This window comes from Streptomyces sp. NPDC002926, assembly GCF_053591755.1.
This window is the reverse complement of sequence record NZ_JBSFUK010000011.1, coordinates 185,722-211,408: the sequence shown is the minus strand read 5'-3', so window position 1 is coordinate 211,408 and position 25,687 is coordinate 185,722. Positions and strand designations below refer to the sequence as shown.

Below are 25,687 nucleotides of genomic sequence, written 5' to 3'. Positions count from 1 at the left end.
GGGGCTGGTACGGGCGGGAACCAGCCCGTCCGGCGATTTGAGGACACGGCCGAAGGCCGCACGGGGCCCGGGGGCTCGACCCCGCTCACGCGAAGGGGCGGGGCGGGGACGAATCCCGTGGCAGCGCGCCGAGCACCCGCGCCGCCTCGGTCATCACCCGGGCGACGAGCTCCGCACAGCTCGGGAGGTCCTCGATCAGCCCGGCGACCTGCCCCGAAGCCATCACTCCGAGGTCGGTTCGCCCCTCGACCATGGAAGCCTTCAGCAGCATGGGCGTGTTGGCGGCGAGCAGGACCTGGCTCCAGCTGAGGTCCCTGCCGTGCTTCATCGCCAGGCCGTCGCGGATCATCTGCGACCAGGACAGATCCGAGAGCTTCCTGAAGCCGGCGGCTCGGCGTACGGCCTGGGCCAGTGCTCTCCAGCGGCCCGCCCGCTCGAGCGAGTCGACCAGTTCCGTACGGAGCATGCGGTGCGGGAGCCCGTCGACGGCCGTGGTGACCGTGATGTCCTTGACGGTCGCGGCGAGGTAGCGGGCCTTGACCGCGTCCGGCACCGTCGAGTCCGAGGTGAGCAGGAAGCGGGTGCCCATGGCGATGCCCGCCGCTCCGTAGGCGAGCGCCGCGACCAGTCCCCGCCCGTCGTGGAAGCCGCCCGCCGCGATCACCGGGATATCCACCGCGTCGACAACCTGCGGCAGCAGCACGGTCGTTGCGACATCGCCGGTATGACCGCCGCCCTCACCGCCCTGGACGATCACCGCGTCCGCGCCCCAGGCCGCCACTTTCTCCGCGTGCCGCCGGGCCCCGATGGACGGGATCACGACCACGCCCGCGTCCTTCAGTTCGGCGATCAGCTCGCGGGACGGCGCGAGCGCGAAGGATGCGACTTTCACGCCCTCATCGATGATGATCCGGACCCGGTCGCGGGCATCCCCGGCATCGGCGCGGAGATTTACCCCGAAAGGCGCGTCCGTACGGGACATGACCTCGCGGACGGCCTGGCGCAGCTGGTCGGCGGTCATCGTCGCGGAGGCGAGAATGCCGAGTGCCCCCGCGTTGGCGGTGGCGGAGACCAGGCGGGGCCCGGCGACCCAGCCCATGCCGGTCTGCACGATGGGGTGCCGGACACCGGTGAGTCCGGTGAGGGCCGTTTCCATCACGCGGGGACCTCGCGCTCACGTGTGCCCTTCGGGTCGATCACCTCGCGGATCAGGCGCAGTTCGGCGGCCGTGGGCTCGCGGGTGTACGGGACGTGGGCGGGGATCGTGAGCGCGAAGCCGGTCGCCTGCCGGATCTGGTCGACCGTGACACCCGGGTGCAGGGACGCGAGCCGCATCGAGCGGTCGGGGGTCTCGAAGTCGAAGACGCCCAGATTGGACACGACGCGCGGGATGCGGTGGAAACGGGTCGCGGACGGGCCCGCGGCGGCCGCGTTGTCGTAGCCGACGCCGCTGACCATGTCGACGCGCTCGACGAAGACGCGGGAGGAGTGCCTGGGCACCCAGTAACTGACCGGATTGTTGAGGGTGTTGACGGGCGCGCCGCGTACGCCGAGCAGCTGGCGCGCCGGCCGCTCCCAGTCGCCTATGCAGGAGATGTTCTGGTTGCCGAAGCGGTCGATCTGGCTCGCGCCCATCATGACGTGCCGCTTTCCGCCGGTGACCATGGCCAGGTGCTGGCGGTACGGCAGCCAGCCCTCCGTCGCGCCGCCGAGGTCGACGAGCATCGCCTCACCGTCGGTGAGGAGGAGGCCGGGGGAGAAGGTGCGCTTGGCCAGCCGGGCGCCGAAGGAGGAAACGGGGGCCATGGTGGCGGCCAGTATTTCGCCGTTGTCCCGCCAGGCCTCGGCGCAGGCGACGACGCAGTACTCGGAACGGCTGATGGTCACTGCTGCTCCTTGTGCCAGGTCCGGACGGCGCACTGGTAGTCGCGCTCGGTCGTGCCGGAGAGGAAACGCTCGGCGAACTCCGGCCAGGGGGTGGACGCGTACAGCTTCTGGAAGGTCTCGTCACGTCCGTACTCGGGGGCGCAGGAAGTGAAGTGCGCGCCGTTCGGTGTCTCGACCACGCCGGTGACCGAGTGACGTTTGACCAGCAGGGTCTGCGGGGCGGCGTCCTTGGTGAGTTCGGCGGTCTCCACGAGTCGCTCGCAGGAGACGTACGCGGCGTCGGCGGCCTCGCAGAACAGATCGTCGAAGTACGGATCGGGGCCCAGGTACTGGCCGTTGCCGAGCCGGTCGGCGCGGTTGAGGTGGACGAGCGCCGCGTCCATCCGCAGGGCCGGTACGGCGACGAACTCCTCGCCGTCCTCGTACGGCGAAGTGACCGTCCGCAGCCCGGGGTTGACCCGCATGACGTCGGATCCGATTCCGGCCCGCACCGGGAGGAAGGGCAGCCGGTTGGCGGCGGCGTGCAGCCCCCACATGAACATCGCTTCGTCGATCTCGGTGAGCGCGAGGTCGCCGCTCTCGCGGGCGGCGCGGAAATGCGGTTCGAGCGGGATCGAGTCGAGGGTGACGAAGGCCGTCACGAGTCTGCGGATCCGGCCGGCGGCGGCGAGGAGGCCGATGTCGGGGCCACCGCAGGACACGACGGTGAGATCGGTGATCTCGGTACGCAGCAGTGCCCGCACCAGCGCCATCGGCTTGCGACGCGAGCCCCAGCCGCCGATACCGATCGTCATTCCGCTGCGGAACCCGGACACCGCCTCGTCGGGCGTCATGGTCTTGTCCGTCACGCTCGGTCCTCCTCGCCGAAGGTGTCCTTGCCGAAGGTGTCGCGGACGCGGTCGGCGACACCGCTGAGGTTGGCCTCGAAGGTGAAGCCCTGCTCGAAGCGGTAGCTGCGGTGTACGTCGACGGGGTCGATACCGTTGATGGCGGCCTTGGCCAGCCGGATCAGGTATCCGTCCTTCCGTGCGATCTCCCGCGCCAGCTCCAGGGCCGCGGCGGTCAGTTCCTCGCGCGGGACGACCCGCCAGACCGAGCCGTGGGCGTGCAGCTGCTGCGCGGTCGCGGTGCGCGAGGTGTAGTACAGGGCGCGCATCAGATGCTGCGGGACGAGACGGGCGAGATGGGTGGCCGCGCCGAGCGCGCCCCGGTCCAGCTCCGGCAGCCCGAAGGTGGCGTCGTCGGAGGCGACGATCGCGTCCGCGTTGCCGACGAGGCCGATACCGCCGCCCAGGCAGAAGCCGTTCACCGCCGCGACGACCGGCACCTCGCACTCGTAGACGGCGGCGAAGGCCTCGTAGCAGCCGCGGTTGGCGCCGACGAGCGCGGAGTGTCCGGTGTCGCGCTGCATCTCCTTGATGTCGACGCCCGCGTTGAAGCCACGACCGGCGGCGGCCAGGACGACACAGCGGGTCCCGGGGTCGCGGCCGGCCGCGCGGAGGGTGTCGGCGAGGTCGTACCAGCCCTGTACGGGAAGGGCGTTGACGGGTGGGAAGTCGGCCGTGACGACACAAATGCCCTTCTCGGGGCGTGCGGTGGAGACACCCATGAGTGGATCAGCTACCTTTCCACCAAACATTTGTTAGGTGAGGAAGGTAGCAGCCGATGGAGCTGGACGGGAGGGTCGTCGTCGTCACCGGCGGCACACGGGGCGTGGGCGCGGGGATCGCGCGGGCCTTCCTGCGGGCGGGCGCCGAGGTGGTGGTCTGTGCCCGCAGACCGCCGGAAGTCCCCGTCGCCGGAGTTGAGTTCACGACTCTGGATCTGCGCGAACCGTCCGCGGTGGGGGAGTTCTTCCACGCGGTCGCGGCGCGGCACGGCCGGCTCGACGCCCTTGTCAACAACGCGGGCGGGACACCGTACCGGCTGCTCGGCGAAGGCGACGCGGCCCGTCATGCCCGCGTGATCGAACTCAATCTCACCGCGCCGCTGACCGCCTCGCTCGCGGCGTACGAACATCTCAAGGCGGTCCGCGGATCGATCGTGATGATCGGCAGTGTCAGCGGCGGCCGGCCGTCCCCGGGCACGGCGGCGTACGGGGCGGCGAAGGCGGGACTGGAGAACCTGGCCCGCTCCATGGCCGTGGAGTGGGCGCCCGAGGTGCGAGTGAACACGCTTGTCCTCGGCATGGTCCGCACCGAACTGTCCCCTCTGCACTACGGGGACGACGAGGGCGTGGCGGCGGTCGGCCGTACGGTGCCGCTCGGTCGGCTGGCCGAGCCGTCGGAGATCGGTGACGCGGCCGTCTTCCTCGTCTCGGAGCGGGCGGCGTACGTGAGCGGAGCCTCGCTGCTGGTGCACGGGGGCGGAGAGCGCCCCGCGTTCCTCGATGCCGCAACTGTCAACAAGGAGACGTGACATGACCGGTGCAACCGGAATCTGTGAAGGACGGGTTGTGATCGTCACGGGTGCGGGGCGCGGTCTGGGGCGGGCCCATGCGCTCGCCTTCGCCGCCGAGGGGGCGAAGGTCGTCGTCAATGACCTCGGCGTCGGGCTGGACGGAGCGGGCTGCTCGGAGAGCCCTGCCCAGCAGGTCGTCGGCGAGATCACGGCGGCGGGTGGTGCCGCGGTGGCGCACGGCGGCGACATCGCCACGACCGACGGTGCCGCGTCCCTCGTCGCCGCCGCGCTGGAGACGTACGGCCGACTCGACACCCTCGTCAACAACGCCGGGTTTCTGCGCGACCGGATGCTCGTCAACCTCGACGAGGACGACTGGGACGCCGTCATGCGGGTGCACGCGAAGGGCCACTTCCTGCCGCTCAAGCATGCCGCGGCGCACTGGCGTTCCGAGGCCGGGGCGGGTCGGCCGGTGGTGGCCCGGGTGGTCAACACCACCTCCGGAGCAGGGCTGCTGGGGAGTGTCGGCCAGGGCAACTACGCGGCCGCCAAGGCCGGGATCATCGCCCTGACGCTGGTCGCCTCGGCCGAGATGGGCCGGTACGGCGTCCAGGTCAACGCCATCGCGCCGGCGGCCCGTACCCGTATGACCGAGGACACCTTCGCCGGTCTGTCCGCCCTGCCCGAGGACGTCTCGCCGCTCGTCGTCTGGCTCGGCTCCGCCGCCAGCACGGGCGTGACGGGCCGGGTCTTCGAGGCCGAAGCGGGCCGCATCACCGTCATGGAGGGCTGGCGGCCGGGACCCACCGCGGACAAGGGTGTGCGCTGGACCCCGTCCGAGGCGGGCGAGGCCGCACGGAAGCTGCTGGCCGACGCCGAGACTCCGCAACCGGTCTACGGGGCGCGGTAATGGCGCGGGCGTAAGCGTTGAGGATGCCGCCGGCCCCGGGGGGTGCGGCGGCATCGCCGAGCCGCGCGACAAGTCGGGGGCCGAGGAACAAAGGGCTGAGTCCCGCGCCGCTCCTGCCGGGCGGTCGGTGAACGGAACCGAACCGGTGACGGGCTGATGCCACGGGAAGGGGCGCGCCCGAAGCCTGTCGGCTCAGGTGCTGAGTGTGTGCCCGGTCGTTGCGTCCACGTGGTCCGGGATCTCATCGTGGCGATCGCCCACGGTCGGTGTCCCGGTGGGCTCGAACATGAGGATCGCGGCGCCGGACGGAGCGTACGGCTTGTGCCGCGTGCCTCGGGGGACGGTGAAGACCGCACCCTGCGGAAGCAGGACCGTGCGCTCCCCGGCGGGTTCGCGCAAGGAGATGCGCAGCTCTCCGTCGAGTACCAGGAAGAACTCGTCGGTGTCGTCGTGGACGTGCCAGACGTGTTCGCCCTCGACCTTGGCGATGCGGACGTCATAGTCGTTGACGCGCGTGACGATGCGGGGGCTCCACAGGGCATCGAAGGAGGCCAGAGCCTTGCTGAGGGGGATGGGTTCGTTACTCATGGGCTCATCCTGAGCCGTTTCGCATGGCCGGCGTGAGTGCTAGGAATTGCACATGGCGAAAGAATCCTCGCACGCGGTTCACACGGCGGGCGTACACCGGGTTGTCGTGATCGTGGACGAGAACTCGAACCCCTTCGAGCTCGGCTGTGCGACCGAGGTCTTCGGTCTGCGCAGACCGGAGATCGGCCGTGATCTCTACGACTTCAGACTCTGCTCCCCCCAGCCCCGCACCCTGATGCGGGACGGATTCTTCACGCTCACGGGAGTCGCCGATCTGGAAGCGGCCGACGCGGCGGACACCTTGATCGTCCCCAACCGCCCCGACGTCGAGGTGCCCCGCCGCCCCGCCGTGCTCGATGCCGTCCGACGGGCGCACGCGCGCGGTGCGCGCCTGGTCGGCTTCTGCAGCGGCGCCTTCACCCTGGCCGAGGCCGGGGTCCTCGACGGGCGCCGGGCCACCGCGCACTGGCAGTGGGCGGATTCCTTTCGGGCCCGCTTCCCTTCTGTCCACCTCGAATCAGACGTGCTGTTCGTGGACGACGGTGACATCCTCACCGCTGCGGGGAGCGCGGCCGCGCTCGATCTTGGGCTGCATGTGGTCCGCCGCGACTACGGCGCGGAGATCGCCAACTCTGTGAGTCGGCGACTGGTCTTCGCTGCGCACCGGGACGGCGGGCAGCGGCAGTTCGTGGAGCGCCCCATGCCCGACCTGCCTGACGAGTCCCTGGCGCCTGTCCTGGCCTGGGCCCAGGAACGGTTGGACTCGCCGCTCACGGTCTCCGACCTCGCGACGCGCGCGGCGGTCAGTCCGGCGACGCTGCATCGCCGCTTCCGGGCACAACTGGGAACGACGCCGTTGACGTGGCTCACGGGGGAACGACTCGGCTTGGCATGCCGGTTGATCGAGCGAGGTGAGTCCCGCTTCGAGATGGTCGCGCGCTGCAGCGGGCTTGGCACCGCTGCCAATTTGCGCACGCTGATGCGCCGCGAGAGGGGCATCACTCCTTCGGCATACAAGCGTCGGTTCGGGCCGGAGGTGAATTGACGGCGGGGCATCCTCTTCCCGCGAACCACGCGAATGAGCCTCAGCGTCGGCGGCGGCGAGTCTCGACTCCTTCGCAGACTGCCTCGGCGGCGGCTTCGGTACACCGGACGACGCGACTTCGTCATGGAGTGGCGCGACCACGAACTCTCCCTCCGGGCACTCGGGCGGACGAGACCGTACGCCGGCTGCGGCCGGCGCGCGGCCATCCGCTGAACAGGGCCGCCGTCCAGGCCGAGTTGGACGAGGCGGAGGCCGGTCGCGGTACGACCGTCCTCGACCGGCAGGCGCAGATCGTCGAAGAGCGGAAACCCGGCGGGCCACGGCTCCGCCGAACCGGGTCAGCGGCAGCGCGGTGACGTCTGTTCCAGCCGACGCCTGAGCTGTGGGTCCTGCAGGTGCCGCACCGCGTCCACCGCCGTCTCCCGCGCGTACCCGTCGGGATCCTCGTCGGCGAGGATCCGGGCCAACGCCGCGGCGGCACGCGGATCCTGATGCATCGCCAGTCCCCGGGCCGCCTCCGCCGCCGTGTCCGCGTCCGGGTCGTTGAGCCGGGCCGCCAGTGCCTCACGGATCTCGTGCGTATCGGCCTCGATGCCTGCCAGCGCCATCGTCGCCCAGTCCCTGACATGGGTGTCCGCGTCCCGGCTCAGCCTGATCACCGCCTCGACGCCCTCCGTATGGCCGCCCGGAACCAGCCCGCACAGCGCCAGCGCCACCCGGTGGCGTACCTCCGCGTCCGGATGCCCGGCATGCCGCAGGATCTCGGGCAGCGCGGCCGGGTCCCCGTGGTGCCCGAGACCGAGCACGGCCGCCTGGATCAGCTCCGGATCCCGCGCCTCCCGGGACAGCTCGCGCAGCAGCGGCAACGCCCACGCGGCGAACGGCCGCCGCGGGCCCGACCCGTCGGGCCCGGCGTCCTCGTCCGGCCCCGGACGCACGAACCCCAGCTGTGCCAGCACATCCGCCGCGAACGCCTGGCGCAGGGGATCGTCGCTCGCGCACCACGCGGCCGCCGCCTGGAAGGTCTCCTCGTCGCCCCGGCTCCACAGCGCCGACACCGACTCGACCCAGTCGTCCTGATCGGGATCCCCGCAGCGCAGGGCCCGTTCGGCCAGCTCCGCGTACGGCGTCGTCATCCCCAGCTCGCCTTCCAGCAGTGTCGCGATCGCACCGTGGCCGGTCTGCCGCTCAGAGCCGGCCGCCGGGCTGCCGCCCCGCAGCAGCTCGACGACGACGGTCACCCCGCCGTCCTCCTCGACCCGGCGCGTGAAGATCTCGTACTCCTCGCTGTCCCCCACCGCGTACGCCCGCAGCAGCCCCTCCCGCAGCTCCCGCTCCACATCCCGTACGAGCCACCGCCTGGCCTCACTCAGCGCTGCCTCCGTCGCGCCGGCGCCGTTCCGCAGCAGGGCCCGCACCGTCGAAGGGGAGCCGCGCCGGGCGGCGAGCACCAGTGGCGGCTCGCCGCTCGGGCCCGGCAGATCGGGGTCGGCGCCGTACTCCAGCAACACCTCCACCGTCCCGGCGTGCCCCTGCTCCACCGCCCAGACCATGGCCGTGAAGCCGTACGCCTCCGGAAGATCGGGCCTGGCGCCCGCGGCGAGCAGCGCCCGCACCACCTCGGTGTGTCCGCCGACCGCGGCCCCGCACAGCGGCAGGTCCCCGGCATCGGGGCCGCCCGCGCGCTCGGGCGCGGCTCCCGCGGCCAGCAGCAGCCGCACGATGCCCACCTCGTCGCTCACCGCCGCCAGATAGAGCGGCGTCTGCCCGTCCTCGTCGGTCACATCGGCGGGGATCCCGGCCCTCAGCAGCCCTACGACAGCGTCGTCCGCGCCGCCGTGCACCGCCTCGAACAGCTCGCGGGCGCTCGCTGTCGGCTCTTTCGTCATGGTTCGACCCTACGGAAGATCGGTCAGGTGTCGCATTCCAGAATCGCGCGGCACAGCCCGCAGCGGACCCGCGCCCGCCCCCTCACGGCAACCCGGATGCGCTGATGGCAGGTGGGACAGGAGAAGGAGACGAGCAGTCCGTCAGCCCCGCGTTCGAAGGCGTACGCGGACGATCCGGCAGCCGCGTGGGCGGAGCCCGGGTGCTCCCGGGCGTGGCGCCGGTCCTTGGCGTAGCGATGGCGGCCCGTCCAGCCCGCGGTCGTCAGCGGTGGCTGCTGCGCGTCGCGCAGTGCCTGGGTCCGGCCCTTGGTGTAGGCGGTGTACCCCTGCGGGCTGGTGAACCAGGGGGAGGGGTCCTCGTCGAAGGCGATCGCCCGCTTGGCGAGGACGTAGCCGAACTCCTCCGGGGTGAGGTAGCCGAGCTTCTGGCTGGAGACGCTGTCCTCCCGGAACGCGTCGAGGAGCAGCCAGCCGGCGCCGAGATACGTGGTCGCGGTGTCGGTGAGGATCTCGTTGTCGCGGGTGCCCGGGAAGGACAGGTCGAGCCGGTGCAGCAGCACATGCATGATCTCGTGGGCGAGGGCCGCCCCGATGTCCCTGCGGTGGGTGCGGAAGCGGTCGTTGAGCTCGATGAAGTACTCCGGTCCCGCGGCGAGTTCGACGCTGGCGGCATGCTGCATCTCGCGGAAACTCACGATCATCCGGGCGTCCGGCAGCCGCAGATGCTGTACCAGGGCGCGGGCGACGCGCTGCGCGCCGAGATGCAGATCGTCCTGGTCGGAGAAGGCGACATCGGCCGGGACGACGCTCGGGGCGTAGGAGAGCACGGTCTGTGGCGAGAGGCGCCTGTAGAGCGCGGTGATCGCCGCACGCACGGTGTCGAGGTGCGGAAAGCCGTGTACGACCTCGCTGCCGTTCGCCACCACGTCCCGTAACCCCCCATGCACGTCGGTCGGCCCGAATCAACTGTACGGGGAGGAGACGGCGAATCCCCGCTGGTGACAGTGGCCGAAAACTGCTCCTTGTGGCCTGGTGATCCACTCTTCATAATCCGGATCACGCTTGTCCGGCCCATGTCAGCGCGCGCGATGCTGCGGCGGATTCCGGCGCGGGCGTAAGTCTCAACCCCCCACGAAAGGCACTCCGTTGAAGAATCAGCTTGTGCGTGTGCTCCAGAGATGCGCCGCAGCCGGCGCCGTCCTCCTCGCGGCGATCAGCCTTCAGCCCACCTCGGCCTCGGCCGCCACGCCGCCCGTCGTCGGCGGAACCCGCGCCGCTCAGGGCGAATTCCCGTTCATGGTCCGCCTCTCCATGGGCTGTGGCGGCGCGCTGTACGCCAAGAACATCGTGCTGACCGCCGCCCACTGTGTGAACGGCTCCGGCAACAACACCAGCATCACCGCGACCGCGGGCGTCGTGGACCTGCAGAGCTCCAGCGCCATCAAGGTGAAGTCGACCAAGGTCCTGCAGGCGCCCGGCTACAACGGCACCGGCAAGGACTGGGCGCTGATCAAGCTCGCCAAGAACATCGACCTCCCCACCCTGAAGATCGCCGACACGAAGGCCTACGACAAGGGCACCTTCACGGTCGCCGGCTGGGGCGCGGCCACCGAGGGCGGCGGCCAGCAGCGCTACCTCCGCAAGGCCCAGGTCCCCTTCGTCTCCGACGCCAGCTGCAAGCAGGCTTACCCCGAGCTCGTGTCCGGCGAAGAGATCTGCGCCGGGTTGCAGCAGGGCGGCGTGGACACCTGCCAGGGTGACTCCGGCGGCCCGATGTTCCGCAAGGACAACAACAACGCGTGGATCCAGGTCGGCATCGTGAGCTGGGGCGAGGGCTGCGCACGGCCCAACTTCCCGGGTGTCTACACCGAGGTGTCCACCTTCGCAGCCGCCATCAAGTCCGCGGCGGCAGGCCTCTAGCACTTCGAGCGGTACGCACAAAGGGCCGGTCCTTCATGCGGGGCCGGCCCTCTCCCGTGCGTACCGCCGGGAGAACCCGTGCGTACCGCTCAGGAGAAGTGGACGAACCGGTCGCCCGAGCCCTCCAGCTCCAGCACCCACACCTCGTTCGTGCCCACGCGCAGCACCGGCCCGGGAACGTACAGCGTGTGCTGCGGTCCCGCCGACCAGTAGCGGCCGAGACCGAAGCCGTTCACCCACACGAAACCCCGTGTCCAGCCCGGCAGTTCCAGCGAGGCGTCGCCGGGTTCGCCCACCTCGAACGGGGCCCGGTACAGACCCGTCGCCCCGTCCTGCGCCGACTCGCGGAACGGCACTTTCCCGACCGCGCCCGCCTCCTCGAAGGCATCCAGCCGCAGCCCCCGCGCCCGTACACCGTGCAGATACTGCCGCTCGTGCAGTACGCCGCCGGAGATGCCCTTCGGCTCGCCCGTCCGCGGCCCGTAGTTGACGCGCCCCAGCGACTCCACCCACAGCTCCACCGCGGCGGGACCGGCCACCGGTTCCTCGAGCGCGGCGTCCTCGTCGCTCAGCACCCCGGCCCGCATCCCGTCGACGTACACGACGGCCCGGTCCCGCAGACCGGACACGCGCAGCGGATACGGCTGCCGCGGGCCCGGAACACCGACCCGGTAGCGGACCAGACCCCGGTCCACGCCAAGTTCCTCGAAGGTGGGTGGAACAGGCCCCTCCGACTCCTCGTCGCCGAGCGTCTCCAGTACCTCGTCGAGCGGTGCCCATTCGGCGAGCTCCGCCCGCACCGGCGCGCCCAGAACGGCGGGCGCCGGCGGCAGGTCCGGCAGCGGACCCTCCTGGTACAGCGCGAGCACGTCACGGAACAGCCGGAACTTCTCCGTCGGCCGCCCGTACTCGTCGATCGGCGCGTCGTAGTCGTACGACGTGACGTCCGGCCGGAACCCGCCCATGTGCAGGGCGCCGCCCGCCCGGTTGGCACCCGCCCAGCCGGCGAAGTTCGTGCCGCCGTGCGCCATGTAGACATTGACCGAGGCGCCGCACTCCAGGATCTCGCGCAGCGCAGCCGCGGCATCCCCCGGATCCCGTACGACATGGTCCCCGCCCCAGTGGTCGAACCAGCCGCACCAGAACTCCATGCACATCAGCGGCCCCCGCGGCCGATGGCGGCGCAGCGTCGCGAAGCACTCACGGGCCCCCGACCCGAAGTTCACCGTCGCCAGCACCCCGGGCACCGAGCCGCCGGTGAGCATATGGTCCTCGGGTCCGTCGGAGGTGAACAGCGGCACGGTCACCCCGCAGCCCCACAGCAGTTCCACGAGATGGCGCAGATAGCCCTGGTCACAGCCGTAGCTGCCGTACTCGTTCTCGACCTGCACCATGATCACCGGACCGCCGTGCCCGATCTGCCGCTCCACCACCTGCGGCAGCAGCCGGGTGAACCACCGTTCCACATGCCCCAGGTACTCGGCGTCGTCCGTGCGCACCCGCCGTCCCAGCCGTCCGGTCAGCCAGTACGGCAGCCCGCCGTTCTCCCACTCGGCGCAGATGTACGGCCCCGGCCGCACGATCGCACACAGGCCCGCCGCCCGCGCGGCGTCCAGGAACCGGCCCAGCGCGTCGGCGTCCGCGTACCGGCCGGGCTCCGGCTCATGCAGATTCCACGGGACGTATGTCTCGACGCAGTTGAGGCCCATGGCGCGCAGCATGGCCAGCCGGTGCTCCCACTGCGCCTCGTGCACCCGGAAGTAGTGCAGCGCTCCCGACAGCAGCCGCACGGGCCGCCCGTCCACCAGGAAGTCCGCATCACTCACAGTGAAATCAGCCACCGTCCCGCCCCTCGCTCGGCCTCGTACCGCGGCCAACCATCGCCCCCTGGCGGCGGGCCGGTCCATGGACAAAGATCGGCGCTGTTTGGACGCAACGCCGGCACCCGGAGCCCAGGGAGAGGACAGAGGCGGATGTACCACACCTGGATGCGCTATTTCACCCCGAGCCCCGTCCATCACCGCCTCGGTCTGGCCTGTCTCGGCGTCGGCCTCCAGCACGGCGTCCTGCCCACCGTCGGACCCCGTACCCTCGACCACCATGTCGCCGTCGTGATCAGCGCCGGCAGCGGCTGGTTCCGGGGCCCCGACGGACGGCGCGCCACCGTGACCGCGCCCGCCCTGATCTGGCTCACGCCCGGCGTTCCGCACCACTACGGTCCCGATCCGGCAGGCGGCTGGGACGAGGGCTTCGTCGACTTCACCGGGCCCGCGACCGCCACCTACACCGAGCTCGGCTACATCGAGCCGGACCGGCCCGTCGTCCCGCTCGCCGACGCGGCCGGGGCCCGCGCCGCCGTCGGCCGTATCGCCCGCGCCGCACACCGCGGCAACCCGCTCCTCGAGGTCGAGACGGGCGCCGCTGTCCATGAACTCCTGGTCGCGCTGCGCCGCGCCCGCGCCGACACCAACGCCGAGGGCGACCCGGTGCTCACCGCACTGGCCCGCGACGCCTTCCAGTCGCTGTCCGTCGCCGAACACGCCGCGCGGCACGGGATGACCCCCGCCGAACTGCGCGCCGCCGTTCGCCGCGGCGCGGGCCGCAGCCCCAAGGAGTACCTGCTCGGCATCCGCCTCGGCCGTGCGAAGGAACTGCTCGTGGCCACCGAGCTGCCCGTCGCCGCCGTCGCCCGCCGCGTCGGCTACGAGGACCCGGCGTACTTCTCCCGGCTGTTCACCCGTCGCGTCGGCATCGCGCCCGTCCGCTTCCGTGAGCAGCAGGGCCGCACCGTCCCCGGCGGCTGGAGCAACCGGATCCCGGACCCCGACCACCCCCCGACGATCACCACGGGATCGACGTAAGCTCGTCGACCATGACCACGAGTGACATCGACGATGCCGTACGCGCCGAACTGAACAGCCTGCGCGAGAGCATCGACAACATCGACGCGGCGGTCGTCCATATGCTCGCCGAGCGTTTCAAGTGCACCCAGCAGGTCGGCCACCTCAAGGCGCGGCACAATCTGCCGCCCGCCGACCCGGCCCGCGAGGCCCGCCAGATCGAGCGGCTGCGGCAGCTCGCGGAGAGCGCCAAACTGGATCCGGCGTTCGCCGAGAAGCTGCTGAACTTCATCATCGCCGAGGTCATCCGGCACCACGAGACGATCGCCCGCTCCTGACCGCTCGCCCCTGTGTACTTCGTACGGGGGAAAGCGCCGCACACTGCTGGAAAGTGCCGCACGCTACTCGTAGCGTGGGTGCTATGACCACAAGAGTGCCGATCCGCCAGCTTCAGCAGCACGCGAGCGAACTCATCGAGAGGGTCGTGGCCGGGGAGCGCGTGGAGATCACGCGCAACGGCAGGCTCGTTGCGGTGCTCGCCCCGCCGGACCCGGAGCAGCGGGTGATGGAGGACCTCGTCCGCACGGGCACCGTCGACCCGGAGAACGCGGAATCCGCCCGCGGGCTCGGCGACTGGCAGCCACTGGCCGCCCGTCCCGGTCCGCCCGCCCGGCTCTCCGAGGTCCTGCTGGCAATGCGAGAGGAAGAGGAGCGTTGATCTACCTCGATTCCTGCGCGCTGCTGAAGCTGCTCCTCCCCGAGCCCGAGACGGACGCGCTGCGCACCTTTCTGGCCGCACGCGCCGCGGAAGGCCATGTCACCGCCGCACTTACCCAGACCGAGGTGGCCCGCACACTCGTACGCGCAGGGGCGGACCCCGAAGTGGGGGACGCCGCCGAGGAGATGCTCGACCGCGTACTGCGCATCCGTCTCACCGACCCGATCCTGCGCGCGGCCGGCCAGTTCCCGCAGCGCCACTTGCGCAGCCTCGACGCGATCCACCTCGTGTGTGCCGAACACCTCGAACAGGCGCTGACCGCGTTCGTCACCTACGACAAGCGGCTGGCCGCGGCGGCCACCGAGCGGGACCTGCCGGTCGAGGCCCCCGGCGCGTAGAAGCGCGTGCGCTGACAGCAGAACCCCCACCCCGTGTGCGGACCAGGACCCATCGGGCAGCATTGCCCTCATGCCCGTACTGACGCGCGACGAAGCGCAGACCCGAGCCCAGCTCCTCGACGTCCACCGGTACACGATCGACCTCGATCTCACCACCGGCGTGGGAGTCCCCCCGGCGGAGCCCGGGGAAGAGACCTTCACTTCCCGCACCGTCATTCACTTCACCGCGCGCGCGGCCGGGGACACCTTCGTCGAACTCAAGCCCGCCGTGCTGCGCGCCGTCACCCTCGACGGGCAGCCGCTCGACCCCGGGAAACTGACCGAGAACCGGCTCGCGCTCACCGGTCTCACCGCGGGGGAGCACGAGCTGCGCGTCGAGGCGGACATGCGCTACTCCCGCACCGGCGAAGGGATGCACCGCTTCACCGACCCCACCGACGGTGAGGCGTACGTCTACACCCAGCTGTTCATGGAGGACGTCCAGCGCGTCTTCGCCGCCTTCGACCAGCCCGACCTCAAGGCCGTTTTCGAGCTGTCCGTCACCGCGCCCGAAGGCTGGAGCGTGCTCGGCAACGGCATCGCCACCCAGACCGCCCCGGGCCGCTGGACCTGCGCGGCAACGCCGCCCCTCGCCACCTACTTCGTCGCCGTCGCCGCCGGCCCCTGGCACTCCGTGCGCAGCGAGCACGCCGGACTGCCCTTCGGCATCCACTGCCGCCGCTCGCTGGCGCCGTACCTCGACGCGGACGCCGAGGAGATCCTCGAGATCACACGCCAGTGCTACGACCGGTACCACGAGAAGTTCGAGGAGCCGTACCCCTTCGACTCGTACGACCAGGCCTTCGTGCCCGAGTTCAACGCCGGCGCGATGGAGAATCCCGGCCTGGTCACCTTCCGCGACGAGTTCATCTACCGCTCCGCCGTCACCGACACCGAGCGGCAGACCCGCGCCATGGTCATCGCCCACGAGATGGCGCACATGTGGTTCGGCGACCTCGTCACCCTGAAGTGGTGGGACGACATCTGGCTGAACGAGTCCTTCGCCGAGTACATGGGCTACCAGACCCTCACCGAGGCCACCCGCTTCACCGACACCTGGGTGGACTTCGGCATCGGCCGCAAGTCCTGGGGTTACGACGCCGACCAGCGGCCCTCCACCCACCCGGTCGCTCCCGACCCGGACGCCGTCCCCGACACCGCGTCCGCGATGCTCAACTTCGACGGCATCTCCTATGCCAAAGGCGCCTCGGCGCTGCGCCAGCTGGTGGCCTGGCTGGGCGAGAAGGACTTCCTCGCCGGTATCAACACCCACTTCGCCCGGCACAAGTTCTCCAACGCCACCCTCGCCGACTTCATCGACTCACTGGCCCACGCCACCGACCGCGATGTGCACGGCTGGGCCGAGTCCTGGCTGCGTACGACCGGCGTCGACACCCTCACCCCGGCGATCGCCGAGTCCGAGGGCGGCTGGTCGCTGACCGTCGCGCGCGACGGCAGCCGCCCGCACCGCATCGCCGTGGGCACGTACGACGCCGACCCGGTGGACGCGGGCCGGCTCGTGCTGCGCGACCGCATCGAACTGGACATCCCGCAGAGCCGGAACGGCGCCCACCCGGGCCGCCGCCCGGCCCTCGTCGTCCTCAACGACGGCGACCTCAGCTACGCCAAGGTCCGCCTGGACGCCGCCTCCTGGGACACGGCCGTACGGTCCCTCTCCGGCATCCCGGACCCGCTGACCCGCACCGTCGTCTGGAACGCCGCACGCGACATGGTCCGCGACGGCGAACTCGCCCCCACCGCCTATCTGGAGGCGGCCCGCGCCCACCTACCGCGCGAGTCGGACCTCGCGGTCGTCCAGGGCATCCTCGCCTTCGCCGCGACGCAGCTCGCCGACCGCTACCTCCCCGCCGGGGACCGGCCCGCCGCACTCGCCGCACTCAGGGACATCTGCCGCGCGCTGATGCGCCGCACCGAGGACGGCAGCGACCCGGGCCTGCGCCTCACCGGCGTACGTCACTTCATCGACGCCGCCGCGCAGCCGGAGACGCTTCAGGAATGGCTCGGCGACGGCAGCGTGTCCGGCGGCCCGGAGCTCGACCCGGAGCTGCGCTGGCGCATCCTGTACCGCCTCGCCGTCCTCGGCGCGACCGACACCACCGGCATCGACGCGGAACTGGACCGGGACCCCAGCGCCACCGGCCAGGAAGGCGCGGCCCGCTGCCGAGCCGCGCTGCCCACCCCGGAGGCGAAGGCGGCCGCCTGGGATCGTCTGTTCACCTCCGACACCCTCTCCAACTACCTCTTCACCGCCACCGCCCAGGGCTTCTGGCAGCCCGAACAGGCGGATCTGGTACGCGAGTACGTGCCCCGCTACTACCAGGACTCGGTCGGGCTCGCCGCCCGCCGCGGCCCCGCCATAGCGGAAGCAGCGGGCCGCTACGCCTTCCCGCTGCACGCCGTGGACGCGGAGACGCTGCGACTGGGTGAGGAGTGTCTGCGCGACGCGGAGATGATCCCTGCCCTGCGCCGCAAGCTTGTCGACCAACTCGACGATTTGCGCCGGGCGTTGGCGGTACGCGGCGAGTAGCCGGTGCGTCCGGGGCTGCGCCCCCGGACACCCTCCGGCGTGTCCTCGACCGCCGGACGGGCTGAGATCCAGCCCGTCCGGCGGAACCGGAACCCCGCCTGCCACATACCAGCGACCCCCACCCCCAACTCCCGCCTTTCCCACCGCAGTACCACTTTCGGGTCCGGATCGTTGAGCTCAGCGGACACCCCACGGGATAGCCCGTACACCCTGGGTTGTGCCACGTCCACGCTCCCCGAAGGACCCCGTATGAGTACGCCGCAGCCCGACCCGGCCCTCGCCGGAGGCACCGCAGGACCCGACGCCCTGCGGCCGCTGCTCGCCGTCGTGCTCGAGGCACTCCACGACGGCGCGGCGGAACGCGGCGGACCGCTCCCGGCAGGCGGCCCCGAGGCCGTGGCCGCACGGGTGCGCGAGGCCGCCGAGCCGCTGCTCCCCGAGCGCGGCACCGGAGCCGAAGAGGCCCTTCGCAGCCTCGTCCACGCCCTCGCCCAAGGCGCGGCCGACCCGGCGGACCCGCTGTGCGCCGCCCATCTGCACACCCCGCCGCTCGCGCTCGCCGTGGCCGCCGACCTCGCCGTATCCGCGCTCAACCCCTCCATGGACTCCTGGGACCAGGCACCGGCGGCCTCCGAGCTGGAAGCCGCCGTCACCCGCACCCTCGCCGCCGAGGTCTACCCGAGCGGGACCGACCCCGACGCCCTGGTCACCACGGGCGGCACCGAGTCCAACCAGCTCGCGCTGCTGCTGGCCCGCGAACGCCACGGCGCCGTCCAGGTCGTCTGCGGTGCCGGCACCCACCACTCCGTACACCGCGCCGCCTGGCTGCTGGGCCTGCCCGAGCCGGTGACCGTCCCCACACCCTCCGGCACCCTCGACCCGGCCGCCCTGGACGACGCCCTCACCGGTCTGTCCGGCCCGATCCTCGTAGCCGCCACCGCGGGAACCACCGACACCGGGCGCATCGATCCGCTGCCCGAGATCGCCGGCCTCTGCGAGCGGCACGGCGCCGAGCTCCATGTCGACGCCGCCTACGGCGGACCGCTGCTCTTCAGCGCGGACCGCCGCTCCCTGCTGAACGGCATCGACCGCGCCCACTCCGTCACCGTCGATCTCCACAAGATGGGCTGGCAGCCGGTCGCCGCAGGCCTGCTCGCCGTACCGGACCGATCCCGCCTCGCCCCGCTCGGCCACACCGCCGACTACCTCAACGCCGACGACGACACCGAATCGGGCCTGCCCGATCTGCTGGGCCGCTCCCTGCGTACGACACGACGCCCCGACATCCTCAAGATCGCCGTCACCCTCAGAGCGCTCGGCCGCACCGGCCTCGGCGCACTCGTCGACCGCACCTGCGCCGCCGCCCACCAGTTCGCCGATCTCATCGAGCAGACCCCCGCTCTCGAGCTGTACGAGCGGCCCACGCTCTCCACCGTCCTGTTCCGACCGGTCGCGGCCACCGACGAACGGACCGCCCGCATCCGCCGCACGCTCCTCGCCGAAGGCCGCGCCGTCCTCGGCCGGGCCCGCACGAAGGACCGCCTCTGGCTCAAGGCCACCCTCCTCAACCCCCACGCCACCCCCGGTGACCTGGCAGCTCTGATCCAGGAAGTCCTGACCGAACTCGTGGAAGGCAGCACCCCCCGATGACCGGCACCCCCCTCACCGAACTCGATCAGCCCCGCGATCTCGTGGGCATCGGCATCGGCCCGTTCAACCTTTCCCTCGCCGCGCTCGCCGACCGCGTCCCCGGTGGTATCGCCGCCACCTTCTACGAGCAGCGGCCCGCCTTCCACTGGCATCCCGGACTGCTGATCGAGGGCGCGACGCTCCAAGTCCCCTTCCTCGCCGACCTGGTGACCCTCGCCGACCCGGCCAGCCCCTGGACGTTCCTCAACTACCTGCGCGACCGGGACCGGCTCTTCCCCTTCTACTTCGCCGAGCGGTTCCACATCCAGCGCGCCGAGTACGACGCCTACTGCCGCTGGGTCAGCGATCACCTCCCGAGCCTGCACTTCGGCCACCAGGTCGACGCCGTCCGCTGGAACCCCGAACGCGCCCTCTTCGAGGTCGACTTCACCCAGCTCGACGCCGACGGCGGGGCGGAGGCGCTGGGCCGCGCGTACAGCCGGCACATCGCACTCGGCGTCGGCACCGAGCCCTACATCCCCGAACCGCTCAAACCGCTCGCGGAAGCCCCCGCCGTCCCGGTCATCCACTCGGCGGACTACCTCGAGCACCGCGAACGGCTGCTGGCCGCCGAACACATCACGATCATCGGCTCCGGACAGTCGGGCGCCGAGGTCTTCCTCGATCTGCTGCGGGCCAGGCCCGAGGGGACCGAGAAGCTCCACTGGCTGGCCCGTTCCGAGGCGTTCGCGCCGATGGAGTACTCCAAGCTCGGCCTGGAGCACTTCACACCCGACTACACCCGCTACTTCCACGCCCTGCCCGAGCCGACCCGCGACGCGCTCGTCCCGCGCCAGTGGCAGCTCCACAAAGGCATCGACGCCGACACCATCGCCGCGATCCACGACGAGCTCTACCGCCGCACCCTGCACGGCGGCTGGCCCGACGCCGTCCTCACGCCGGGCGTCTGCGTACGCACCGCGGGCCGCGTCGCCACCACCAAGGTCGAACTGCACCTCGAACACGCCCAGCAGGGCACCCGCTCCCGCCTCACCACCGACGCCGTGGTCCTCGCCACCGGCTACCGCGAGCGCCCGCTCGACCGGATGCTCGCCGGCCTCGATCCGTATGTGCGCCGCGACGCGGCGGGCCGGCCGCATATCGACGACCAGTTCCGGCTGGTCCTCGACGGCTCGGTCACCGGCTCCGCATACGTACAGAACGCCGAACGGCACACGCACGGCGTCGGCGCTCCCGACCTCGGCCTCGCAGCCTGGCGCAGTGCGAGCATCCTCAACTCCCTCACCGGCAAGGAGCCCTACCCGCTGCCGCGCCGCACCGCCTTCACCAGCTTCGGCCTGGAACGGCGCGAGGCGCCCGGCATCCCCGCACCGGCGCCGGAGCTGACGCCCCTCATCCGGGGAAACTGAACGCCTCGCGACGAGAGGGCTAGAAGACGGGCGTGCCGTCCCTGGTCAGCTTCCAGCCCGCGGTCGCGAACTGCGTTGGGTCGACCGTGCCCTTCGCCTTCACCCAGTTGATGATCGTGTTCCGGATCTCCTCCGAATTCGCCCACAGCTGCTGGGACTTGGCCACATGCGGGAAGTTCCCGCCGCCGCTGGCACGGTAGTTGTTGACGGCCAGCACGAACTGCGCCGCGGCGTCGATCGGCTTGCCGTCGAAGGACAGATTCGCGATCCGCGAACCCGCGGGCCTGGCGATGTCGATCTCGTACGTCAGACCCGAGACGGCGTCGTAGTTGTAGTCCGGAGTGTTGTCGGCGTTGGTCAGCTTGGAGGTGTCGACAGGACCGCCGGCCGGAGTCTGCACGTAGTACCGCGCCGAGAACTCCAGATAATCCTTGAGCTGCCCGCCGGTCAGCAGCCGCGCCTCCAGGGTGTTCTCGAAGACGTAGAGCCCGGCCGCGTCCCTGATGGTCACCTGGCCGGCCGGGATCGCCGCGGTACGGGAGAAGCAGGAAGCCTGCGAGAGGACGGGCAGCGCCGCGTACTGGCCGCCGGCCAGCGCCGCCTTCACCGTCTCCGCCTGGACGTGATTGATCAGATCGATGATCGGCTCGTCCTTCCACGGCGCGTCGGCCGTGGTCATGGCGGTGGTGGAGGTACCGATGACCTGGTTGACGTACGCGACGACCTTCTTGTGCTCGTCGCCGAGCAGCCCGGTGATCTTCGGGTCCTCGTCGGCCGTGTTGGAGTTGAGGACCTGGGCGCCGACCTTCTCGACCGTCCAGCGGCCCTTCTCCCATACGAGGTCGAAGTCGAACAGCGTGAGCCGCTGACCCCACTTCAGCGGCTCGGAGAGCACGACCTTCTGGCCGGTCTCCTTGTTGGCGACGAAGTACTCGGCGATCTCGGTGTGCGCGTGGCCGACGAGTATCGCGTCAATACCGGGCACCTGCTCCGCCACCAGACCGGCGGCGTTCTCGATGTACGGGAGCTGGTCACCGTAGGAGGAAGTGCCGCTGGAGCCCGAGTGGGCGGAGACGATCACTACGTCCGCGCCCAGGGAGCGCAGCTTCGGCACCCACTTCGCGGCCTGCTCCTCCAGGCCGGGGAACGTCATCTTCCCCTGCACATTGGCCTTGTCCCAGATGGCGATGCCGGGGTTGGTGAGGCCGAGGACGGCGACCTTCACATCGCGGCCGCACGGGGTACGCAGCCGGTGCATGCTGTACGGGCGGAAGGCCGGCCGGAGCGTCTTGGCGTCCAGCGCATTCGCACCGAGCAGGGGGAAGTCGCACTGCTCCTCGAACTTGCGCAGCACGGGAATGCCGTAGTTGAACTCGTGATTGCCGAGCGCCGCGGCGTCGTAGCCGATGGCGTTCATGGCCTGCGCCATGGGGTGCACGGGACCATGCTTGGCCGTGATCGGGTCGACCTTGGCGTAGTAGTACGAGAGCTGGGTGCCCTGGATGGTGTCACCGGCGTCGATGAGGAGCGTGTTGCGCCGGCCCTTCTCCTTGCGGATCTTCTCCACGAGCGTCGATATCTTCGCCAGGCCCACGTCGTTGTGGGTCTTGTCGTCGAACTCCCTGTCCGTGAAGTAGTCCCAGTTGAAGACATTTCCGTGCAGGTCAGTGGTGCCCATGACGGTGAAGGAGTACCGCTTCGGCGAATGTCCTTGGCCGTGGCTCTGTTCGGCGGCCCCGGCGGGCAGGGCGGTGGCGCCCGCGATGGCCACGCCGGCGCCGGCGGCGGCCGACCGCTCCAGGAACGTCCTACGGTTCAGCGGCATTTCGTCTCCCTCGTTTCGGTACACAACGCGCGTAGATTCTGGCCCAGGAGCGGTATCCGGCAACACCCCTCGAGGGTTTCGATCTGGTGTCCGCCGGTTGTCCCGCGCGGGATGCGAGAGTGTTCATGACGTTCCGGCACGACCACGACGTACGAGGGAGTCTCCCGTGACCACCGACGCACCCAACACCGCCGCGCCGTACGGCACACCGGAGACGCCGCGGGTCGCCGTGCGCGGCGAGGCACGCCTGGAGTTCGACCCGGAGATCGCCAGGATCGGCGTCGCGGTCAGCGCGCGCGGCACCGACCGGCGCAGCGCGCTGGAGGACCTCACCCGCCGCAACTCCGCCGTCCTGGACCTGATCAAGTCCTACGGCGAATCGGTGGAGAAGCTGGAGACCGGCGCCTTCTCGATCACTCCGGAGCTCACGCGGCACGGCCGCGGCGAACGCGTCCGCGCCTACTACGGCCGTGTCCACATCACCGCCGAGCTCAGCGACTTCACCGCGCTCGGCGAGCTCACCACGCGCCTCGCGGATCTCGAGCTGACCCGGGTGGACGGCCCCTGGTGGGCCCTGCGCCCGGACTCGCCGGCCCATGGTGAGGCCCGCCGCCAGGCGGTGAAGGAGGCCGTCCAGCGGGCCCGCGAGTATGCCGAGGCCCTGGGTGCGCGGCTGGCCGCACTGGTCGAGCTGGCCGACCTCGGCGCGGAGAACGCCGTCGCGTACGGAATGCCTGCGGCACCAGGCATGCGCATGGCCGCGTACGGCGCGGCCGACAGCGCGGAGATGGCCCCGGCCCTCGATCTGGAGCCGCAGCGCCAGACCGTGTACGCCCAGGTCAACGCCCGCTTTACGATGACGCCGCCGCAGCTGTAGCGGGGCGTGCCCCGGAGTGCGCTCCGGCGATAGGAAATGCTCATCGGAGCACCCCCGCGCACAATTCAACACTTGTCAATAAGGCTTCACGTAAAGGTTGTTGAGTAGTCATGCGCGGCCAATTCTCTACCGGCCGGTAAGCCCTAGGCTCGAATCATGCGCCGAGCAAAGATCGTCTGTACTCTTGGGCCCGCCACCGACACATACGACCAGATCAAGGCACTGGTCGAAGCCGGAATGGACGTCGCCCGCTTCAACCTCAGCCACGGCACCTACGCCGAGCACGAGGAGCGCTACCAGCGCGTACGAAAAGCCTCCGACGAATTGGGCCGCAGCGTCGGCGTCCTCGCCGACCTTCAAGGTCCGAAGATCCGTCTCGGACGCTTCCGTGAAGGACCCGTACTGCTTGAACGCGGCGATGAATTCACCATCACGGTCGAGGAGATGGAAGGCGACCGCCGGATCTGCGGCACCACCTACCAGGGCCTCGCCGGCGATGTCACCACCGGAGAGCGCATCCTCGTCGACGACGGCAAGGTCGCCCTCGAAGTGACCGCGGTCGACGGCCCCCGGGTCCACACCACCGTCGTCGAAGGCGGCATGATCTCCGACCACAAGGGACTCAACCTCCCCGGTGTGGCCGTCTCCGTGCCCGCGCTCTCCGAGAAGGACATCGAAGACCTCCGCTGGGCCCTGCGCATCGGTGCCGACATCATCGCCCTCTCCTTCGTACGCAGCGGACGCGACATCCGGGACGTGCACCGCGTCATGGCGGAGGAGGGCCGCCACCTTCCCGTGATCGCCAAGGTCGAGAAGCCCCAGGCCGTCGAGAACATCGACGACATCGTGGCCGCTTTCGACGGCATCATGGTCGCCCGCGGCGATCTCGGTGTGGAAATGCCGCTCGAGCAGGTCCCCATCGTCCAGAAGCGCGCCATCAAGCTCGCCAAGCGCAATGCCAAGCCGGTCATCGTCGCGACCCAGATGCTCGACTCGATGATCGACAACTCCCGCCCCACCCGCGCCGAGGCGTCCGACGTCGCCAATGCCGTCATCGACGGCACCGATGCCGTGATGCTGTCGGGCGAGACGAGCGTCGGGAAGTACCCCGTCGAGACGGTGAAGACGATGAGCCGCATCGTCGAGGCGGCCGAGGAGGATGTCCTCGCCAAGGGCCTGCCGCCGCTGACCGAGCGCAACAAGCCCCGTACGCAGGGCGGCGCGGTGGCCCGTGCGGCAGCCGAGATGGGCGACTTCCTGGGCGCGAAGTTCCTGGTCGCCTTCACGCAGTCCGGTGACACCGTCAGGCGGCTCTCCCGCTACCGCTCGCCGATCCCGCTGCTGGCCTTCACGCCCGACGTGGCCACCCGCTCCCAGCTCAACCTCACCTGGGGTGTGGAGACCTTCCTCGGTCCGCACGTCGGCTCCACCGACGCCATGGTCGCCCAGGTCGACGAGGAACTGCTGAAGATCGGCCGCTGCGCGAAGGGCGACATCGTCGTCATCACGGCAGGCTCCCCGCCCGGAGTCGCGGGCTCCACGAACCTCGTGCGGGTACACCACATCGGCGAGGACGACAGCCCGAAGTAGGTGGTGGGGGACGCTGCTGTCGGGCCGGGGCGTCAGTACTTCGGCCCGATATGGGCGTCCATGAGCGCGACGGACGCACGCTTTGCCACGGAGATGTTCTGGGCCGCCCGACTACCGCGAGCCGACGTGCACTCGACTGCCGCGATCTCGAAGGAGGCCTCGCGTCGAAGGGAGGTTCACTGACGTGAGTGAAGATCCCCGAAAAGTTAGGTGACCTTGGAATTGAAGTAAAGGTGCCCCGGGTCGGACTCGAACCGACACTGTATGGGTTTTGAATCCATTGCCTGCTGCCAATTGGGCTACCGGGGCTCGCAGAATCAAAGGTTCCCCCCGACCTGCTGCAGCACCACCTTACCGCAGCTGGGTAGGCTCTTGGGGAGCTGTATATGCCCCGCACCGAGGAGTCCCGTGACCGCCCCCGACTCGCCCCAGCCCGCCCACGATGACGACAAGTCGCACGTCCCTCCGCTGACGACCCGCGTCGTGATCGCCGAGGACGAGGCGCTCATCCGGCTCGACCTCAAGGAGATGCTCGAGGAAGAGGGCTACGCGGTCGTCGGCGAGGCCGGTGACGGTCAGCGGGCCGTCGAGCTCGCCCGGGAGCACCGCCCCGACCTGGTCATCCTCGATGTGAAGATGCCCGTCCTGGACGGGATCTCCGCGGCCGAGCAGATCGCCGAGGAGTCCATCGCCCCCGTCCTGATGCTGACCGCGTTCTCGCAGCGCGACCTCGTGGAGCGGGCCCGGGACGCGGGAGCCATGGCGTATCTGGTGAAGCCGTTCAGCAAGAGTGACGTCGTGCCGGCGATCGAGATGGCGGTCTCCCGCTTCGCCGAACTGAAGGCGCTGGAGCAGGAGGTCGCGGACCTCTCCATGCGGCTGGAGACGCGGAAGCTGGTCGACCGCGCGAAGAGCATTCTGCAGACGCAGTACGGGCTGTCGGAGCCCGCGGCGTTCCGGTGGATCCAGAAGACCTCGATGGACCGGCGGCTGTCGATGCAGCAGGTCGCCGAGGCGGTCATCGAGGACGCCGAGGAGAAGAAGGCCGCGAAGGGCGAGTAGGGCATACGGAGAGGCCCGCACCCCGAGCTCGGGGGGCGGGGGGGCCCCGGGGGGGGCGGGGGGCGGCGGGCCCGGGGGCGGCATAAGTGGGG

Annotated in this window: 23 protein-coding genes, 1 tRNA gene and 1 pseudogene; 14 read left to right on the top strand and 11 right to left on the bottom strand. The window is 70.6% G+C overall.

The genetic code is table 11. The features are described 5' to 3' along the window. Positions 1-85 precede the first annotated feature (85 nt). From ACWDZ6_RS19855 to ACWDZ6_RS19840, 4 genes are read right to left on the bottom strand one after another with little or no spacing between them, the layout of a single operon-like run. Positions 86-1,156 (bottom strand): NAD(P)H-dependent flavin oxidoreductase, encoded by a 1,071-nt coding sequence (locus ACWDZ6_RS19855; RefSeq protein WP_451503901.1) that lies wholly within the window; start codon positions 1,154-1,156, stop codon positions 86-88. Further along, on the bottom strand, positions 1,156-1,887 hold the full coding sequence (locus ACWDZ6_RS19850; RefSeq protein WP_451503900.1) for a CoA-transferase subunit beta: 732 nt from the start codon (positions 1,885-1,887) through the stop codon (positions 1,156-1,158). Before ACWDZ6_RS19850 ends, ACWDZ6_RS19855 begins: the two co-directional genes overlap by 1 nt. After that, positions 1,884-2,735, bottom strand: coding sequence for a CoA transferase subunit A (locus ACWDZ6_RS19845; RefSeq protein WP_451503899.1), 852 nt, complete (start codon positions 2,733-2,735; stop codon positions 1,884-1,886). Before ACWDZ6_RS19845 ends, ACWDZ6_RS19850 begins: the two co-directional genes overlap by 4 nt. Continuing rightward, positions 2,732-3,496 (bottom strand): enoyl-CoA hydratase family protein, encoded by a 765-nt coding sequence (locus ACWDZ6_RS19840; RefSeq protein WP_326649268.1) that lies wholly within the window; start codon positions 3,494-3,496, stop codon positions 2,732-2,734. Before ACWDZ6_RS19840 ends, ACWDZ6_RS19845 begins: the two co-directional genes overlap by 4 nt. Positions 3,497-3,552: 56 nt before the next feature. Here ACWDZ6_RS19840 and ACWDZ6_RS19835 point away from each other — a divergent pair, with 56 nt between their 5' ends. Further along, positions 3,553-4,305, top strand: a complete 753-nt coding sequence (locus tag ACWDZ6_RS19835; RefSeq protein ID WP_451503898.1) for an SDR family oxidoreductase — start codon at positions 3,553-3,555, stop codon at positions 4,303-4,305. 1 nt (position 4,306) lies between these two features. Continuing rightward, positions 4,307-5,197, top strand: a complete 891-nt coding sequence (locus tag ACWDZ6_RS19830; RefSeq protein WP_451503897.1) for an SDR family oxidoreductase — start codon at positions 4,307-4,309, stop codon at positions 5,195-5,197. 192 nt (positions 5,198-5,389) lie between these two features. Here ACWDZ6_RS19830 and ACWDZ6_RS19825 read toward each other — a convergent pair whose 3' ends face one another. Then, complete coding sequence (locus tag ACWDZ6_RS19825) at positions 5,390-5,785, bottom strand: cupin domain-containing protein (RefSeq protein WP_451503896.1); 396 nt, start codon at positions 5,783-5,785, stop codon at positions 5,390-5,392. Between the two features lie 52 nt (positions 5,786-5,837). Between ACWDZ6_RS19825 and ACWDZ6_RS19820 the strand changes: the two genes are divergently transcribed. After that, on the top strand, positions 5,838-6,830 hold the full coding sequence (locus ACWDZ6_RS19820) for a GlxA family transcriptional regulator (RefSeq protein WP_451503895.1): 993 nt from the start codon (positions 5,838-5,840) through the stop codon (positions 6,828-6,830). Positions 6,831-7,168: 338 nt separating this feature from the next. Here the strand turns inward: ACWDZ6_RS19820 and ACWDZ6_RS19815 are convergent, their stop codons facing one another. Together ACWDZ6_RS19815 and ACWDZ6_RS19810 are read right to left on the bottom strand one after the other, a co-directional pair. Beyond that, a complete protein-coding gene (locus ACWDZ6_RS19815; RefSeq protein ID WP_451503894.1) occupies positions 7,169-8,719 on the bottom strand; it encodes an ankyrin repeat domain-containing protein in 1,551 nt (516 codons plus the stop codon). A 23-nt stretch (positions 8,720-8,742) separates the two neighbouring features. Next, positions 8,743-9,642, bottom strand: a complete 900-nt coding sequence (locus tag ACWDZ6_RS19810) for a hypothetical protein (protein WP_451503893.1) — start codon at positions 9,640-9,642, stop codon at positions 8,743-8,745. Positions 9,643-9,865: 223 nt separating this feature from the next. On the opposite strand from ACWDZ6_RS19810, the gene ACWDZ6_RS19805 reads away from it, so the two are divergent. Further along, positions 9,866-10,639: a S1 family peptidase gene (locus ACWDZ6_RS19805; RefSeq protein ID WP_451503892.1), complete on the top strand. Its 774-nt coding sequence runs from the start codon at positions 9,866-9,868 to the stop codon at positions 10,637-10,639. 89 nt (positions 10,640-10,728) lie between these two features. Here the strand turns inward: ACWDZ6_RS19805 and ACWDZ6_RS19800 are convergent, their stop codons facing one another. Continuing rightward, the gene (locus ACWDZ6_RS19800) at positions 10,729-12,480 is read right to left on the bottom strand and encodes a glycoside hydrolase family 35 protein (protein WP_451503891.1); all 1,752 of its coding nucleotides are present in this window, start codon (positions 12,478-12,480) and stop codon (positions 10,729-10,731) included. Between the two features lie 132 nt (positions 12,481-12,612). Here ACWDZ6_RS19800 and ACWDZ6_RS19795 point away from each other — a divergent pair, with 132 nt between their 5' ends. The 7 genes from ACWDZ6_RS19795 (at position 12,613) to ACWDZ6_RS19765 (ending at position 20,241) form a co-directional block, all read left to right on the top strand. Then, positions 12,613-13,500 carry a helix-turn-helix domain-containing protein gene (locus tag ACWDZ6_RS19795; RefSeq protein ID WP_366734552.1) on the top strand — a complete coding sequence of 296 codons (888 nt, stop codon included), beginning with the start codon at positions 12,613-12,615 and terminating at the stop codon, positions 13,498-13,500. An 11-nt stretch (positions 13,501-13,511) separates the two neighbouring features. Continuing rightward, positions 13,512-13,817: a chorismate mutase gene (locus ACWDZ6_RS19790; protein ID WP_326649258.1), complete on the top strand. Its 306-nt coding sequence runs from the start codon at positions 13,512-13,514 to the stop codon at positions 13,815-13,817. Between the two features lie 83 nt (positions 13,818-13,900). Then, the gene (locus ACWDZ6_RS19785; protein WP_389184035.1) at positions 13,901-14,197 is read left to right on the top strand and encodes a type II toxin-antitoxin system Phd/YefM family antitoxin; all 297 of its coding nucleotides are present in this window, start codon (positions 13,901-13,903) and stop codon (positions 14,195-14,197) included. Continuing rightward, positions 14,194-14,595 (top strand): type II toxin-antitoxin system VapC family toxin, encoded by a 402-nt coding sequence (locus ACWDZ6_RS19780; RefSeq protein ID WP_451503890.1) that lies wholly within the window; start codon positions 14,194-14,196, stop codon positions 14,593-14,595. The genes ACWDZ6_RS19785 and ACWDZ6_RS19780 overlap by 4 nt, the downstream gene beginning before the upstream one ends. Before the next feature lie 70 nt (positions 14,596-14,665). Then, on the top strand, positions 14,666-17,182 hold the full coding sequence (gene pepN, locus ACWDZ6_RS19775) for an aminopeptidase N (RefSeq protein ID WP_451503889.1): 2,517 nt from the start codon (positions 14,666-14,668) through the stop codon (positions 17,180-17,182). 249 nt (positions 17,183-17,431) lie between these two features. Continuing rightward, complete coding sequence (locus ACWDZ6_RS19770; protein ID WP_451503888.1) at positions 17,432-18,832, top strand: pyridoxal phosphate-dependent decarboxylase family protein; 1,401 nt, start codon at positions 17,432-17,434, stop codon at positions 18,830-18,832. After that, positions 18,829-20,241 carry a lysine N(6)-hydroxylase/L-ornithine N(5)-oxygenase family protein gene (locus tag ACWDZ6_RS19765; RefSeq protein WP_451503887.1) on the top strand — a complete coding sequence of 471 codons (1,413 nt, stop codon included), beginning with the start codon at positions 18,829-18,831 and terminating at the stop codon, positions 20,239-20,241. Before ACWDZ6_RS19770 ends, ACWDZ6_RS19765 begins: the two co-directional genes overlap by 4 nt. Positions 20,242-20,260: 19 nt before the next feature. Here ACWDZ6_RS19765 and ACWDZ6_RS19760 read toward each other — a convergent pair whose 3' ends face one another. Beyond that, positions 20,261-22,066, bottom strand: coding sequence for a bifunctional metallophosphatase/5'-nucleotidase (locus ACWDZ6_RS19760; protein ID WP_451503886.1), 1,806 nt, complete (start codon positions 22,064-22,066; stop codon positions 20,261-20,263). A 166-nt stretch (positions 22,067-22,232) separates the two neighbouring features. On the opposite strand from ACWDZ6_RS19760, the gene ACWDZ6_RS19755 reads away from it, so the two are divergent. Continuing rightward, positions 22,233-22,943 carry an SIMPL domain-containing protein gene (locus ACWDZ6_RS19755; RefSeq protein WP_366734544.1) on the top strand — a complete coding sequence of 237 codons (711 nt, stop codon included), beginning with the start codon at positions 22,233-22,235 and terminating at the stop codon, positions 22,941-22,943. Between the two features lie 156 nt (positions 22,944-23,099). Then, a complete protein-coding gene (gene pyk, locus ACWDZ6_RS19750; protein WP_451503885.1) occupies positions 23,100-24,533 on the top strand; it encodes a pyruvate kinase in 1,434 nt (477 codons plus the stop codon). Between the two features lie 32 nt (positions 24,534-24,565). Here pyk and ACWDZ6_RS19745 read toward each other — a convergent pair. Together ACWDZ6_RS19745 and ACWDZ6_RS19740 are read right to left on the bottom strand one after the other, a co-directional pair. Continuing rightward, positions 24,566-24,661: pseudogene (locus ACWDZ6_RS19745) on the bottom strand (transcriptional regulator); the annotation flags it as partial. A gap of 106 nt (positions 24,662-24,767) precedes the next feature. Next, positions 24,768-24,842: transfer RNA gene (locus ACWDZ6_RS19740), tRNA-Leu, on the bottom strand. 99 nt (positions 24,843-24,941) lie between these two features. On the opposite strand from ACWDZ6_RS19740, the gene ACWDZ6_RS19735 reads away from it, so the two are divergent. Next, entirely contained in the window at positions 24,942-25,595 is a 654-nt protein-coding gene (locus ACWDZ6_RS19735; RefSeq protein WP_451503884.1) for an ANTAR domain-containing response regulator, read from the top strand. The last annotated feature ends 92 nt before the right edge of the window (positions 25,596-25,687 follow it).